This is a genomic window from Paenibacillus medicaginis, assembly GCF_042138635.1.
Taxonomy (GTDB): Bacteria; Bacillota; Bacilli; order Paenibacillales; family Paenibacillaceae; genus Paenibacillus; species Paenibacillus medicaginis.
Window position 1 is genome coordinate 223,629 of the sequence record NZ_JBHIRY010000006.1, and the last position, 14,725, is coordinate 238,353.

General features: G+C 43.2%; 14 protein-coding genes. 13 read left to right on the forward strand and 1 reads right to left on the reverse strand.

The genetic code is table 11. From position 1 onward, the window contains the following. Window positions 1-57: 57 nt before the first annotated feature. From ACE5LO_RS09250 to ACE5LO_RS09310, 13 genes are all read left to right on the forward strand, one after another. Window positions 58-948, forward strand: coding sequence for a carbohydrate ABC transporter permease (locus ACE5LO_RS09250; protein WP_375519721.1), 891 nt, complete (start codon window positions 58-60; stop codon window positions 946-948). Next, window positions 948-1,754, forward strand: coding sequence for a carbohydrate ABC transporter permease (locus ACE5LO_RS09255; protein WP_375519722.1), 807 nt, complete (start codon window positions 948-950; stop codon window positions 1,752-1,754). The genes ACE5LO_RS09250 and ACE5LO_RS09255 overlap by 1 nt, the downstream gene beginning before the upstream one ends. Window positions 1,755-1,834: 80 nt before the next feature. Further along, window positions 1,835-3,595 carry a glycoside hydrolase family 2 protein gene (locus tag ACE5LO_RS09260; protein ID WP_375519723.1) on the forward strand — a complete coding sequence of 587 codons (1,761 nt, stop codon included), beginning with the start codon at window positions 1,835-1,837 and terminating at the stop codon, window positions 3,593-3,595. 41 nt (window positions 3,596-3,636) lie between these two features. Beyond that, window positions 3,637-4,644, forward strand: coding sequence for an aldose 1-epimerase (locus ACE5LO_RS09265; protein WP_375519724.1), 1,008 nt, complete (start codon window positions 3,637-3,639; stop codon window positions 4,642-4,644). Window positions 4,645-4,846: 202 nt separating this feature from the next. After that, window positions 4,847-6,385 (forward strand): nucleotidyltransferase family protein, encoded by a 1,539-nt coding sequence (locus ACE5LO_RS09270; protein ID WP_375519725.1) that lies wholly within the window; start codon window positions 4,847-4,849, stop codon window positions 6,383-6,385. 96 nt (window positions 6,386-6,481) lie between these two features. Next, window positions 6,482-7,606 (forward strand): DNA glycosylase AlkZ-like family protein, encoded by a 1,125-nt coding sequence (locus ACE5LO_RS09275; protein ID WP_375519726.1) that lies wholly within the window; start codon window positions 6,482-6,484, stop codon window positions 7,604-7,606. A gap of 44 nt (window positions 7,607-7,650) precedes the next feature. Beyond that, complete coding sequence (locus tag ACE5LO_RS09280) at window positions 7,651-8,298, forward strand: dTMP kinase (protein ID WP_375519727.1); 648 nt, start codon at window positions 7,651-7,653, stop codon at window positions 8,296-8,298. A gap of 32 nt (window positions 8,299-8,330) precedes the next feature. Further along, a complete protein-coding gene (locus ACE5LO_RS09285; RefSeq protein ID WP_375519728.1) occupies window positions 8,331-9,986 on the forward strand; it encodes a B12-binding domain-containing radical SAM protein in 1,656 nt (551 codons plus the stop codon). A 29-nt stretch (window positions 9,987-10,015) separates the two neighbouring features. Beyond that, on the forward strand, window positions 10,016-10,663 hold the full coding sequence (locus tag ACE5LO_RS09290) for a dTMP kinase (protein ID WP_375519729.1): 648 nt from the start codon (window positions 10,016-10,018) through the stop codon (window positions 10,661-10,663). After that, complete coding sequence (locus ACE5LO_RS09295; RefSeq protein WP_375519730.1) at window positions 10,647-11,162, forward strand: CYTH domain-containing protein; 516 nt, start codon at window positions 10,647-10,649, stop codon at window positions 11,160-11,162. The genes ACE5LO_RS09290 and ACE5LO_RS09295 overlap by 17 nt, the downstream gene beginning before the upstream one ends. Before the next feature lie 53 nt (window positions 11,163-11,215). Beyond that, entirely contained in the window at window positions 11,216-11,998 is a 783-nt protein-coding gene (locus ACE5LO_RS09300) for an ABC transporter permease (RefSeq protein WP_375519731.1), read from the forward strand. A 3-nt stretch (window positions 11,999-12,001) separates the two neighbouring features. Beyond that, window positions 12,002-12,805: an ABC transporter permease gene (locus ACE5LO_RS09305; RefSeq protein ID WP_375519732.1), complete on the forward strand. Its 804-nt coding sequence runs from the start codon at window positions 12,002-12,004 to the stop codon at window positions 12,803-12,805. A gap of 11 nt (window positions 12,806-12,816) precedes the next feature. Continuing rightward, a complete protein-coding gene (locus ACE5LO_RS09310; RefSeq protein WP_375519733.1) occupies window positions 12,817-13,812 on the forward strand; it encodes an ABC transporter ATP-binding protein in 996 nt (331 codons plus the stop codon). A 22-nt stretch (window positions 13,813-13,834) separates the two neighbouring features. On the opposite strand, the gene ACE5LO_RS09315 is transcribed toward ACE5LO_RS09310, so the two are convergent. Further along, the coding region (locus ACE5LO_RS09315) for a PepSY-associated TM helix domain-containing protein (protein WP_375519734.1) at window positions 13,835-14,725 on the reverse strand (891 nt) is incomplete at its 5' end.

Below are 14,725 nucleotides of genomic sequence, written 5' to 3' on the forward strand. Positions count from 1 at the left end.
ACATAAGCCGCCGGATGCTGATCCGTCGGCTTGCGTGCCAACCAAGGGGGGACGCAAATGAAGATCAAAAAATGGAGAACAGACCTGCAGGCACTGCTATTCCTGCTTCCATTTTTAATTGTGTACATTTTATTTACGATCTGGCCGATGATTAAGGGCGTTGAGATGACCTTTTATAAATGGACATTGATCCGCAAAATGAGCTTTGTCGGCCTTGACAACTTCCGCAAGGTGCTGCAGGACAGAGAAGTATGGGAGGCGCTGTGGCACTCAACCTTTTTCGTCATTTTAAGCACACCAACCATGATTGTGTTGGCCTTGCTGCTGGCGCTGATCGCCAACCGGAAATCGTTTCTGCAAAAGTTCTACCGCATCCTCTTTTTTATACCAAGTGTACTTTCCGTGGCCGTTGCGGCTTACCTGGGATTGTTCGTATTCCAGCCCTATACCGGGCTTGTGAATTCAACACTGCATGTCATCGGGTTATTGCCCGAGAATGCCGAAATTTTCTGGCTGACGGAAACGGGGCTGGCCTGGGTCGTCATTACGGTGATCACTTTGTGGTGGACGGTCGGGTTCAACTTTATTTTGTACCTGGCGGCCATGCAGGAAATACCGGATGAGATTAACGAGGCGGCCAGGCTGGACGGGGCGAGCGATGCCCAAATCTTTTGGCGGATCACCCTTCCGTACCTGACTCCGCTGACCAAAACGATCACGATGCTGCAAATCATTGCTTCATTTAAGGTCTTTATGCAAATTTATGTCATTACAGGTGGCGGCCCGCTGGATCAGACACGTCCGATCATCCAGTTGATTTACCAGACCGGATTTAAAAACAACAATCTTGGTTATGCCGCCACCATGTCCTATATTCTGTTCGTCATTCTGCTGCTGCTGTCTGCGCTGCAATACTGGATGAATAACCGGAAAGGAGCGGAAGACTGATGAAATGGCTGTATCGTATAGGCTCGGCGCTCATGGCGCTTATGTTTGCGGCTCCGCTCGTCTGGATGCTGGTTGTGTCCGTCAAGGAAGAGGGCATGAAGATCATCACCGTGCTGGACTGGTTCAAGCCGCCGTATTCGCTGGCTGTTTATCAGGAGGTTTTGACGACCACGAAGCTGTCTCAGTGGACAATCAACAGCTTGCTGGTAGCCGTGATTGTCACGGTGCTGACCGTGATTTTCGCCGCCATGGCCGGATTTGCTCTGTCCAAGGTGCCGTTTCGCTACCGTACGTTTATGTTCTTCTTCATCCTGGGCGGGCTGCTCATTCCTGGAGAAGCGACCATTATTCCGCTCTATCAGGTAGCCAAGGATTTGCATCTGCTGAACTCCTACAGCGGGCTCATTATTCCGGCGTTGGCCTCTCCGGTGGCTGTGATTGTGCTTAAAAGCTTTTTCGATGGTATACCCAATGACTTGCTGGAGAGCGTGCAAATGGATGGCGGCGGCATCTGGAGAATTTTCATGAACATTATGTTGCCCCTGACCCGTCCGGCCATGGCTTCCATGGCGATTCTGACCTTTATCGGTTCATGGAATAACTTTCTGTGGCCCTTCCTGTCCATCACGGATGACAATTTGTTCACACTGCCGATGGGCATTCCCACATTGATGGGCCAATACTCGGAGGATTACGTCAAACCGATGGTCATTAATGCGGTGGCTTCCGTGCCGATCATTATTTTGTTTATCATCTTCGAAAAGCAGATCGTTAAGGGGATCAGCATGTCCGGCATTAAGGGATGACCAGCGTGAATTGACAGACTGCTTGTGAATCAGCTCGTGCCAACGAGCCTGAATATACTAAAAGGATAGGTGGAAACCGTATGACTACAAAAGCTTATATCAAAGATTATCCGAGGCCGCAATTTGTGCGCAAAGAGTGGCTGGATTTGAACGGGGAATGGGACTTTTGCTTCGATGATGAAAGGATTGGGGAAAAGGAGCAATGGTTCAACCATTTTCCGGAAGGGCAAAAAATTATCGTGCCATTTACCTATGAGACAAAAGCGAGCGGGATCGGAATGGAGACCTTCTATCCGCTCGTCTGGTACCGCAGAAGCGTAGTGATCCCACAGGAGGCGGCAGGGAAAAGAACGATTCTGCACTTTCAGGGTGTGGATTATAAGGCGAAATGCTGGGTGAACGGGGTGCTTGCCGGTGAGCATGAAGGTGCTTATGCTGCGTTTTCGTTTGATATCACGCCTTATATCAAGTACGGATCGGAAAACAATATTGTGCTTGAAGTGGAGGACAGCCAGAGCTGCACGCAGCCACGGGGAAAACAGCGCTGGGTGGATCAGAATTTTGAATGCTTTTATGTGCAGAGCACGGGCATCTGGAAAAGTGTGTGGCTGGAGCATGTGAATGAGGCGAGAATTGAAGCAGTCAAAATGACGCCTGATATCGACCGCCATATGATCCGCTTTGACTTCCAGCTCAAGGGCATCGAAGGCAAGAGCAATCTGCGCCTGGAGGCCGCTATTGAACTGAAGGGACAGCCTGTGAGAACGGTCAGCCTGTCTGCCGACAGGCCCTGGATTACGGTGGAGGTTAATGTACTCCACGAGGCAGGCGGCCCATGGAAGCAGAGCCTGTGGTCGCCGGCATCGCCAAACCTGTACGATGTGGAATTTGCTCTGTATGAGGGCGAGCAGGAGCGCGACCGGGTGTACTCCTATTTCGGCATGCGGAAAATATCGATTGAGAATGGGCAGATTCTGCTGAATAATGCTCCGCTCTATCAGCGGCTGATTCTGGATCAAGGCTATTGGCCGGACAGCCACCTGACGCCTCCATCCGAGGAAGCGCTTATTGAGGATATCAATAAAACGGCCGCGATGGGCTACAACGGACTCCGTAAGCATATGAAGCTGGAAGATGCGCGCTTTTTATATTGGTGTGACGTGAAGGGCATGCTGGTCTGGTCGGAAATGGCGGCCACCTTTGAGTTTAATGACGACGCGGTCAATCGTTTTACGAGGGAGTGGCTGGAGATTGTGCCGCAGCAGTACAATCATCCAAGTATTATCACCTGGGTCCCGTTCAATGAATCCTGGGGCATTCAGAGGATTGAGCATGATGTAAATCAGCAGCAGTTTACGGAGGGTATCTATCATCTTACAAAAGCAATCGATCCGTATCGCCCGGTCGTTACCAATGACGGATGGGAGCATACAGTCTCGGATATTTTGACCCTGCATGACTATGTGGAGAAGGGCGAAGAGTTTCTGCAGCGGTATCAGGACAAGGAGAGCATCGTAAACAACCAAATCTCCTTTAATCAATGGAAACGCGCGTTTGCGGAAGGATATGCCTATCGGGGACAGCCGATCATCATCAGCGAATTCGGCGGCATTGCGTTCCAGACGGACAAAGGCTGGGGATACGGGAATCAGGTGGATTCCGAGGAAGCCTTTATCGAACGCTTCCGCGCCATAACCGAAGCGATTAAGGCCACTCCTTACATCGCGGGTTATTGCTACACGCAGATCACCGATGTGCAGCAGGAGGTCAACGGGCTGTTGACGGAAGATCGTCAGCCGAAGGTGCCGCTTGAAGTGATCCGGGAGATCAATCTGGCTTGAGGCAGTTATGATTCACAGATTTTTTGGAATGGAGGAAGAATATGTTCACAAGTGCGTCGTGGGAAGGCGAGTATCAAGGGGAAAAAGCCATTTGGCTGCGCTACGGTCCTTACGAGGCGGTGATGCTTCCGGAGATCGGTGGCAATCTGGTTGCCTTCCGCGATCAGGAGCTGTTGTGCCGCTTCCTGCATGAACCGGCGCCGGAGGAGATGGAGGCGTTCAAGGCAAGGCCCATGATCCACGGCATCCCGGTGCTGTTCCCGCCAAACCGCTATGAGGACGGGCGGTTTGCCTGGAATGGGCGCACACTGCAGCTGCCAGTCAATGAAGAGGCTACAGGCAACCATCTGCACGGCTTTCTGTATAACATACCATGGACTGTGGATGAGTATGGTCAGACCGGGCTGGAAAGCTTTGTATCCGTCTCGATTACCATCGATGAAAATCATCCGGTATACGTAGTCTTTCCTTTCCACTTCAGCATTATTTTACGGTATTCGCTTAGCAGCGACGGACTAATGCAGCATGTGAGGGTCCGCAATCATGGCAGCACCGTGATGCCTTGCCTGCTTGCATTTCATACATCCGTGAATGCGCCGTTTGCCGCGGGGGGCTCGGCCAGGGACTACAAGCTGAAGCTGACGATTGGACAGCGCTGGGAGCTGGACGGCCGTATGCTGCCGACGACACGGTACCAGCCGCTTGTACAAGAGGAAGAACGTATGCGCGACGGTGAGGTTTATCCTTTCTTTGCCGAGATGGATAACCATTACACGGCCATGCCGCAAAACGGGCGCAACCGGATGGAACTGCACGATACGGCGCGCGGAATTACGCTCATCTATGATGTTGGGACCTCCTATAAACAATGGATGATCTGGAACAATGGCGCGCAGGAGGGCTTCTTCTGTCCTGAGCCCCAGACGAATCTGGTTAATGGTCCCAACCTTGATGTGCGGGCTGAAGAAGTGGGAGTATTCAGTCTGCAGCCAGGGGAGATATGGGAAGAGAGCAGCAGATTTTATGTACTGAAAAGCAGCGCAGGATAATGACAGAAGGATCGTCTCTCTTTTCACCAACATAAAGTTCAGAACAGGGCAGCTTGCTCCTGTTCTTTATTTAGCTTGACAACCCTTCATTGAAAAATATAGAATAAAAAAGTAAAATATTTTCATTAAGTTCGTGGAAGTTTCAGTTATCAAGGATAATTTGAGTGTGTGTCCAACTCGATTAAATGAGAATGGATTCTAAATGGAGGGAATCGCAGTGGATTCTTGCCTGAAGATTGAAGAAGAACTTGTAATGAACATGATAAACGGACGACCAACGGACATAAATAATGGGGAGTATAACTGGGATTATATTGTTGAGATATTGATGAAACACAAGATTTTACCTTATTACTTTCAAAAATATAAAAACATCATACCCACGGAACAAAAGAAACTACTTTCTGAAGTGTATTCCGAGCATTGCAACCATACGAAAAGAATAGTTGAGGAAGTTATAAAAATCTCTGAGCTAATCATTCAACATAATATTAATGCTGTATTCATTAAGGGAATAGTCCTTTCAGAAATGGCTTATGGGGACATATTTACCAGAAAAGGTTATGACATTGACATCCTGATAGCTGAAGAGCATATAAGTAAAATGCATGATTTATTGGAACAAATGGGATATTTACACGGCTGCGGAACAAATGATCCGTACAGCATTGATGGCGGAATATTGAGACTAGAGAAACCAACTTTAAAAGCATACAAACACCATGAGTATTTTGAGTACTTTAATTTATTCGAGGATGGAAATTACATAAGTGTTGAACTTCAAATAAAAGTACATGAAACGATTACTGAACGAGAGCTAATGAAAAAATTTATTAATTCGACACAAAGCATTTTGATCAAGGGTAACTGTATAAGGACATTAGATAACGAACATACACTTCTTTATTTGTGCGAAAGCGTATACAGAGATTCGGAGTGGTATCATCGAGGCCCTAAGATAAACAAATTTCTAGATGTTTATATTTTTATTAAAAATAATAATATAAATCTAGATAAATTGGTTAAGTTGTCAAAAGAGTATAAATTGGAAGATATTTTGTCTTATACCAGTAATTTGATAACTCAAATTTTTGAAGTTGATACAAATGAGAAAAGAATATTAGGAAAACTATGGAATTCAACCCTATCACCCTTTGTGATAAATTGGAAGAATAATATAATCAACCGTTTATTTGTTGACGATTCAGATAGAATTTATGAGCTTGAACTGAACTTGCAGAACATTTGCTATTCCAGTGCAAACGTATATTGGAATGAACCTATAAAGATTAGGGAAAATAGTTCTAATGAATATAAATTGATTGATTTTAAATATAATTTTGATAATAGGTATACGATTTATCAAGACTGCGACCTGTTAATTTTCAAATTTAATCTTGACAATAAAATTATTGCAAATCAAGAAAGATTTGAAATCACTATTAGATTTATTAGTGATGGCTTCAATTCTAAGGAGCTAGTATATGAGACGCTGAGAATTTCTTTGAAAAACAGAGAAATAACTTATGAAAGAAAACAGGATGTTAAGGGCCTGATAGTATTGAGTGAAAATGATTTTTTAGCTTACTATCCCAAAGAGGAACTTAGGTTCAAGGAAAATAAGATTGCATTTATAATTGGGTTGGAAGAAAAGATGTTGCATCATCTTAATTATGATTTAAGTCCTCATATCTATCGTGACAAGAATGTTTGGTTTACTCTCCCAGTGTTGCAATTATAAGTTCATACTTAAAATTGATGTTGAAGAGGCAAGTGGAAATGTTATACGTACAAGTGAAATATTTTTTATTTAAAACAAGGAAAGTATGGGAGACCTATGATTAACAAAATTGAGCGGCGTTCCCCCCTCAGTAGAAGAGATATTTCTAATTATCGTTTTTACAAACAATATGTGACCCCCTACTTCAAAGGTAGACAAGTGGTTGAAATTGCAGGACATTTGGTAGGATTACATGCAGCACGTTTATCTACACCTTACGTAACACTATTCGCTAGACTTGAAGGTTTCCGTCCTGCTGACCTGCGTGATGCACTTCATATCCATAACCAGTTAATTAAGACGAGATGTATGCGTAAAACGCTTCATATATTACCGCTTCCTCTTGTCCCAGTCGCTCATTACGCCACCTATGCCCAGAGGCTAAGTGATGTCCGTGTTCGCCATAAGGCGCTTGATCTCAATAATAGAAACAAACAAGTGGGTGCATATAAACAAACTATTACCGAACTGCTGCGTCATTCTCCTAAGTCAGCTAGAGCTATTTGTGAATCAATCACCTCTGATGAAGATGAGTATCCGGTGGTACAAGCAGTAATTAAGGATTTATGGGAGGAGGGGATATTATGTTATCTGAATCTTTCTGAATACTGGTATAAAGAAGAACGTGTATATGGATACACTTACGATTGTTATCCCGAGATGAGGAGGCCCGTTTTAGAAGTATCTGAGGCAAGAGCTTCGCTAATCTATAAGCATATTTGTGCTTATGGACCGGTAACCGAAAAGGATATTTCTTGGTGGTCCGGAATCGGTATTTCCGAGGTCCGCCGGATCATACATCATTACAGTAGTCGATTAGTTACTTTAAATGTGGAAGGGTTTGAGCCTCCCCTGTTTATGGAGAGAGAGGATTATATGCGGTGTACTTCTCAACATATACCTCCTTGGACTGCTTTGCTCGCCTATGAAGACCCTTCGTTAAAAGGTTATTATAACAGCAGATGTTTATATGTATCTAATGATAACTATCCACGACTGTTTAATACCATCGGAGAAGCTAGAGCTAGCTTGGTTTGTAATGGTCAAGTTATTGGAATTTGGTCATGGGATAGGAAGACTAAACGTGTTCAAACTGAATACTTTACTTCATTGGACCGCGAATCGGTTGAATCTATTGACCAGCAAATTAAACAGATGGAGTTGTTTTTGCAGAGTGAATAAAAAATAAAGAGAATCTTGGCTATCGCTTAAAGGAGAGGGAAAGTTTGAATGGTAAATTATTAGCTGTTGAAGGCATATCGGGGGCAGGAAAAACAACACTGGCACATAAATTGGTCGACATTCTAACCAGTAATGGTCTTAAAGCTGTATACAATCATGGAGCTTTTTCCTTTACAGACGTGGGACGAACTTTCAAAAACTATACCCGAACGACTCCTGAGTTATTTTCTAGTAGTTACTATATAGCTGATCTTGTTCAGAACACATTGCTCAATATTAAGCCATTATTACAGGATGGTTACATCATCGTACAAGATCGGTACTATGACTCAATTATCTCTTATGTTCTTGCCGGTGGTATCTATACGGACCAGAAAATAGACATTCAGCCTATTGTTGATTTGTATTTAGAACTGGATTTATTGATTGAACCGGATTTGTTTGTCTGGTGTCATGCTCCGCAGCAAACGATTATAAACCGCCTAAGCCACTCAGACTCATCTGAGCTACAACACCACCGCTATATAAATCATCCTGATTTCATACTTCTTGTCCAACAACAGTTTCAGCGCTTATTTGAGAAAAAAGCTAATACAACAGTAGTATTAGACACGCAGGACGGAGCTTTCGTGGATACAGTTTACTCCCAGATACTGCATAACATTGTATTGTCACAACCATTAAAAAAATAAATCTGTTCTCGAAATGAGAGGAGGCTCTATGTATGGACTGTGTTTTAGTACAGTGTTTACCACAAAATGAACTTTATGATGCGAGGTATCAGTCTGAAAACTTGGCACTTGGTTATTTATCTTCCAGCCTTAGGAAGAATGGGTTTACTGTCGCTGTACTGGATGCACATTTGGAAGAATTGGCCCCGCAGCAAACCGTGGATGCTATTTTGCGTTATCAGCCTATGATTGTAGGTTTCTCCTCGTCTGCACAGGATAGTATCTCATCGACTTTTGAAGTTGCAAAGTTGCTTAGAGCCAGCGGATATCAAGGCCATATTACCATTGGAGGGCATTTCCCCACCTATGAGCACCAGAAGTTTCTTGAATATATTTCAGAGTTAGACTCGGTGGTACGGGGAGAAGGAGAGCTGACGATTGTCGAGATTGTACAACGTGTTCGTGAAGGCAGGAATCTGATTGGTGTAAAGGGGGTCACCTGCCGTGACGAAGCAAATAAAATAGTCGCTAATTCGGATCGGGAACTAGTAGAGGTTCTGGATACTCTTCCGTTACCGGATCGACCAACTTTACATCATCTAATGTCTAAAAACCGGCGGGTGTCCATTCTTGCCAGTCGTGGGTGTTATGCACGCTGCACTTTTTGTTCTATTCAGACTTTTTTTAACTACAGGCCAAGAAGGGTGCGAAAGACTGAAAATGTTGTTTCAGAAATGAAAGCTTTGTATGACCAAGGAGTTCGTAAATTTAAATTTGTAGATGATCTCTTTATGGATCCGAGTAAAAAAAGCCAAGAATGGGTCAAAGATCTTTGTTATAAATTGAAAGAAGCCGACATGACAGATTTAAATATATGGCTTCAAGTCAGAGCAGTGTGTGTCAAAGAAGATATTTTTAAAGAATTGTTGGGAGTAGGATTAAAGAAGGTGTTTTTAGGGTTAGAGTCAGGACATGCAGATACGCTTAAACGTTATCGAAAAGATATAACTCCTGAACAAAATTTAGAAGCTGTTCAAGTTTTGAAACGGGTTGGGGTCCCCGAAATATCCATTGGCATGATGATTTTTGAGCCTGATCTGACTGTACAGGGAATTCGTGATAATATCGAATTTTTGAAAAAGATCGGTTCATTTGATATTAGGGATGTGACAGGCAGATTTTTACCATATGCGGCTACGCCATTAACAGAACAGCTATTGCAAGAAAATCGAATTAAACGTAACTCTTGGTATGACATAGGAAGTTATGATTTTTTAGATCCGACGGTGGGATTGCTCTTTGAAATGGTCAACCGCTATTCAGATATTGCTAGACCAAGTTTAAAGGCAGTATACCAGCTTGATGGACTTGTCCGCCATTTGGAAGCACGCGTACAGCGGCACGTTTCTTATTACAAAGAGTACTCGGAAATCAGAAGGCAGGTGGAGAATTATATTAACGAGCATGGGCAACTCATGTTGCATTTGGTGCAAGATACAGTTGAAGCTGCGGATCGTGAGAATGGCGAAATCAGTTTGAAGCAGTGGTATGACGTTGCAGAAAGGATGTTCAAAGATGTCGAAAAAACAGCGTACATGTTAATTGCAGAAATAAGAGAATTGGTAACAGAGTTGGAATTAATTGATGGATCGGTTGATTCCATTCATATTGCAGAAGTTAAGGTTCTAGGTACTGTTATCAATGAATAAGTTATCAGATGGGAGGGTCTATAGTAAGTATGGGGTGTTTAATTGCTTTTGAAGGAGTAGCGAGAAGTGGGAAAAGTACATTGATTAACTTATTAAACCAGGAATTATCAGAAAAAGGCATAGAAACTTCAATTACAGAATGGAATTCTTACCCTGGCATCCAAGATATTATCAATCACAAAAAAACACATTTCACATTTAGTCCCCTTACTTATAGCTTGATGCATTTATCGGATTTTGCATTACGCTACGAGGAGAGGATACGACCTGCTCTGGAGAGAGAAAGTTATGTCATTGCGGACCGATGGTATTATACCGCATTTACTAGAGATGTGGTTAGAGGAATACCTTTAGATTATGTTCAACAAGCTTATCAGTTTGCTAGGAAACCTGACGTGGTTTTTTTTATTGATATCCCTGTAGAAATCGCATTAGAAAGACATTATAAAACTAAAACATACTTTGGCTACAATTCCGGAACTGATATTTGGCCAGAATTAACAGCAGAAGAAGCATTCAAAACTTATTTTAGTGCTCTGAAAGAACTTTATCTCCCTTTCATCAAAGAAGATAGATTTATTTATCTGGACGGGACAAATTCCCCGGACGACCTAATGCGGCAAGTCAGGGCACACCTTTCTGCGAAGGATGTGAGTGTCGGTGAGTTTGGAAATTGAAAGAAAATTCAGTATAATTAGGTATCCTCTTGATGAGCTTAAAAATGGTGATTTAAAGTTGATTAGTACTACTCATATTGAGCAGGCGTATCTTGCTTATAATAACATTGAGCAGGTTCGAATTAGAAAAAAAACAATTTTTGATGACAATAACAAAAAGGAATCTTTTTATCAAACTTATAAAAAGAGCACCTGTGAAGGATTAGGGTTGGTTCGCGATGAGATGGAATATGAAATTTCTTCAAATATTTATAGTCAGCTTCGCTCACTGGATTGCAGGGTACCGATAAGAAAGACCAGAACACGAATGACAGGTGGCGGGTATACCTACGATTTGGATGAATATGAGCAGTTTAATTTAATCATCGCTGAAGTAGAATTTGAGTCAATCGAGGAAATGAGACTCTTTGTCCAACCAGCTTGGTTAGGTGATGAGATCAGCCATAATTCACAGTTGACGAATAAATATTTGTGGAAAAAGTTAAACGGTTTGACATAATGAATGTCCGGACCTCATATTCCATGTTTGGTAGGGAGGAGAGATGTTTGAGCTTGTTCTATAAATTTCTGGAACTATCTTTCAAGGAGAAATATGCTTACAGATTTGACTTCTACATATCGATACTGGCCAGTATCCTGCTGATTGTCGTGCAGGTGAATGTCTGGCAGGCTTTATACCAAGAGAGCAGCGTTGCTGCTGCAAGCCTGGACCAGATGGTGACTTATGTGCTGCTATCCTCGATCATTCTCGCTCTGACCAATTCCGAAGCTGCCAGCAAAATCGGCAGAAAAATGGAAGATGGCTCCATCATCAGCGATTTTACCAAACCGATCAGCTTCAGGAATTACCTGTTTGCCGAAGACTTGGGGAATAACGCGTTCCGGGTTATATTTGTTGCTTTCCCTTCTGTTGTGGTGACCGCTTTGTTTTTCGGTTTTTCCTGGGAAGGAGATAGGATGAATTCAACCCTGTTTTTCGCGGCGCTCGCGCTGGGGGTTCTCATTTCGTTTTATATCAAATACATCATCGGCATGTTTGTGTTCTGGCTTGAAACCTCATGGTATATTCATTTTTTCGTAAGCACTGTCTTCACCTTGTTTTCGGGCTCCGTCATTCCACTGTGGTTCTATCCGGATTGGCTTGCGGCTGTAAGCTATGTTCTTCCTTTTCGCCTGATCTTTTTCGAGCCCATTTCCATTTTTCTCAACAAGTATTCGCCAAAGGATGCAGTCTCAATCATCGGCGCTCAGGTCCTATGGCTCGTCATCCTTGTTCTTTTCGAAAGGCTATTATGGTTCAACGCCCAGAAAAAGATTGTCGTTCACGGAGGTTGATCGATGCATTACGCCAAGCTCTATATGGAGTTTATTAGAATACGGATCATGGGCGTCGCTGAAAACAGGAAGGCGTTCATCATCGGATTTATTGCCCAATTTGCCTCTTATTTTGCGGATTTTTTTCTGATCTGGATTGTGATTACCCAATTTAAGACCATTAATGGCTGGGGAGCGGCCGAGGTACTGCTTTTGTATGGTCTCAATCTCTGCTCTTATGCGATTGCGGGGTTCTTCTTCTATACGCCTACAGCCAATTTATCAACGATGGTGAAGGACGGCAGCTTTGATGATGTGTTGCTAAAACCTTTAAACAGCTTTGGTTTCCTGATCTGCAGAGACTTTAATGCGGGCTATATCAGTCATTTCATACTGGCATTGGGGGTTATCCTGTTTTCGCTCCATTCCCTGCAGGTTCCGTTAGACATCGTGAACGGATTGTTTTTGGTGGTTACCCTGATCGGAGGGGCGCTCATTCAGGGGGCTGCATTAATTTTGACCTCCGTCCCGTCCTTTTGGGTGGTGGAAAATAAAAGCCTCACTGACATCCTGTTTTTTCAGGCCAAGTCCTTTATCAAGTATCCGATTTCGATATTTGCCATGCCTGTTCAGATCATATTTACATATATACTTCCATACGCCTTTATTAACTTCTATCCGGCCCAATATTTCCTGGGCAAGAATGAGCTTTCCATTTTTCATCCTGCCTTTCAGTTTTTTACTCCAATCGTAGGTATTGTGCTGTTCCTGATCGCTTATCTTTTTTGGAACATCGGCATTAATTATTACAAAAGCACTGGCTCTTAGGAGGAATACAGATGTCCCTTATCCAAGTGGAAGGTGTGAGTAAGGAATTCAGAATTAATCGGAGACACAAGGGGGCTTTCGCAGCCGTAAAGTCATTATTCAAGCGGGAATACAGCTATAAAGTGGCGGTTAGAGATCTGTCATTTAACATCAATGAAGGAGAAATTGTCGGCTACATAGGTTCCAACGGGGCCGGCAAATCCACCACCATCAAAATGCTGTCAGGTGTGCTGGTGCCAACCAGCGGCAGCGTCATCGTGGACGGTCTTGTTCCGTATAAAAACAGAAAATTGAATGCTCGAAAAATTGGTGTCGTCTTCGGCCAGCGCACGCAGTTGTATTGGAATCTGCCAATGGAAGAGACATTTGATCTATATAAAAAAATATACAACATCGATACTGTTCAATTTAAGAAAAACGTTGAATTCTTTGTTGAATTGCTGGAGATGCAGCCATTTTTGCGGACTCCCGTCAGGCAGCTCAGCCTGGGACAGAGAATGAGAGCGGAGTTGGTTGTCTCCCTGCTGCACGATCCCAAGATCCTATATCTTGATGAGCCTACTATCGGGCTGGATATTCTGGTGAAACAAAAAATCAGGAAATTTATCCGGCAATTAAACGAGGAAAAAAGCACAACCGTCATATTAACGACCCATGATATGGATGATATTGATCAAATCTGCGACAGAGTCATCACGATTGAAAAGGGTGAGAAAATATATGACGGCCCGCTTGAGCAGTTTAAAGCCCAATATAGTGTAGGGCATAAGTTAAGTGTAAGCTTTAAAACACGGTATTCCGGCGTGAATGATCCCAGACTCAGAGTCATTGAAATTCAGGATCATAAAGTAACCGTCCTGTTCCGGAAGGAAGAGATCGGCATCCCCGAATGTCTGGCGATCTTGTCGCAAATCGGGGAGATTGAAGACATTAAAATTACGGAGCCTAATATCGAAGAAGCTGTGGAAAACTTGATTGTAAATGAAGCGGGTAAAGTGCTTGTGTAAGCTCACAATTGGGAAAGAACCCTCATTCAGCAAGGGTTCTTTCCTGTTTATTCTTCGTAGAATAGTAGATGATACTTTCAATAATAAATATGATGAGTATAGATAAACCAAATAGGGGCATGAGGATGCCTAGTATCAACAAGGTCAATATGGCTCCTATAGACCACGGTTTATTTATTCGTTTAGGCCGATTTACATCCCCAGGTTTCATTTTTTTCATCCATGAAACGAATCCCATCACTATTGCTGCAAGGAATGCGATGCAAACCATCAAGTTTAGAATTTTATTAGCCATTCCAAACAAGTGTCCTTCATGAAGAGGAATTCCCCAGGTAAGCCACTTTCCTATCAGTCCATAATCATCAAAGTTGATTCTGGCAATGAATTGACCGGAATATTGATCGAAATATGCGGTTGTTTCTTCTTGCGGGCTAACGTCCAGCCCGGTGACGCCTGAATTGCTTCCTTTGGAAACGGTAAACACGCCATGTTCATTTGCAGGGTAGACGATCGAAAACGGTTTGACAATATTTTCGTTTTGCGCTTTGTTTATGATAGAATCCAAGCTTTGTTGATTCGGATTGCTAATATTTACGTTTGCAGCAGAGTGATGATCGGCATGTCCTGTCTGATTCGAGGCAGGTTGGTCCAGGCTTCTTGTAGCCCAAGGAATCTCATCTACATCAGATTGCGGCGGGTTATAACGCAATTCGGTCCTGCCTAATTCAGGATGCTCTTGACCAAACTTGCTAATATGACTTCCCATAAACACAGACCAAGGGATTCCCGTTAATACAATGACAACTAAGGGACTGTAGTGAAATAAACGCCCTAATAAAACACACGTAGAACTGGAAATGAGCGAAGCATGATTCAGCAATATCTGATAGACTGGGAGAAACAACGGTTTGGC

Bases quoted from the DNA above. Each gene is read 5' to 3' on its own strand.
- ACE5LO_RS09250 (WP_375519721.1), top strand. From the start codon at position 58: ATGAAGATCAAAAAATGGAGAACAGACCTGCAGGCACTGCTATTCCTG.
- ACE5LO_RS09255 (WP_375519722.1), top strand. From the start codon at position 948: ATGAAATGGCTGTATCGTATAGGCTCGGCGCTCATGGCGCTTATGTTT.
- ACE5LO_RS09260 (WP_375519723.1), top strand. From the start codon at position 1,835: ATGACTACAAAAGCTTATATCAAAGATTATCCGAGGCCGCAATTTGTG.
- ACE5LO_RS09265 (WP_375519724.1), top strand. From the start codon at position 3,637: ATGTTCACAAGTGCGTCGTGGGAAGGCGAGTATCAAGGGGAAAAAGCC.
- ACE5LO_RS09270 (WP_375519725.1), top strand. From the start codon at position 4,847: ATGGAGGGAATCGCAGTGGATTCTTGCCTGAAGATTGAAGAAGAACTT.
- ACE5LO_RS09275 (WP_375519726.1), top strand. From the start codon at position 6,482: ATGATTAACAAAATTGAGCGGCGTTCCCCCCTCAGTAGAAGAGATATT.
- ACE5LO_RS09285 (WP_375519728.1), top strand. From the start codon at position 8,331: ATGGACTGTGTTTTAGTACAGTGTTTACCACAAAATGAACTTTATGAT.
- ACE5LO_RS09290 (WP_375519729.1), top strand. From the start codon at position 10,016: ATGGGGTGTTTAATTGCTTTTGAAGGAGTAGCGAGAAGTGGGAAAAGT.
- ACE5LO_RS09305 (WP_375519732.1), top strand. From the start codon at position 12,002: ATGCATTACGCCAAGCTCTATATGGAGTTTATTAGAATACGGATCATG.
- ACE5LO_RS09310 (WP_375519733.1), top strand. From the start codon at position 12,817: ATGTCCCTTATCCAAGTGGAAGGTGTGAGTAAGGAATTCAGAATTAAT.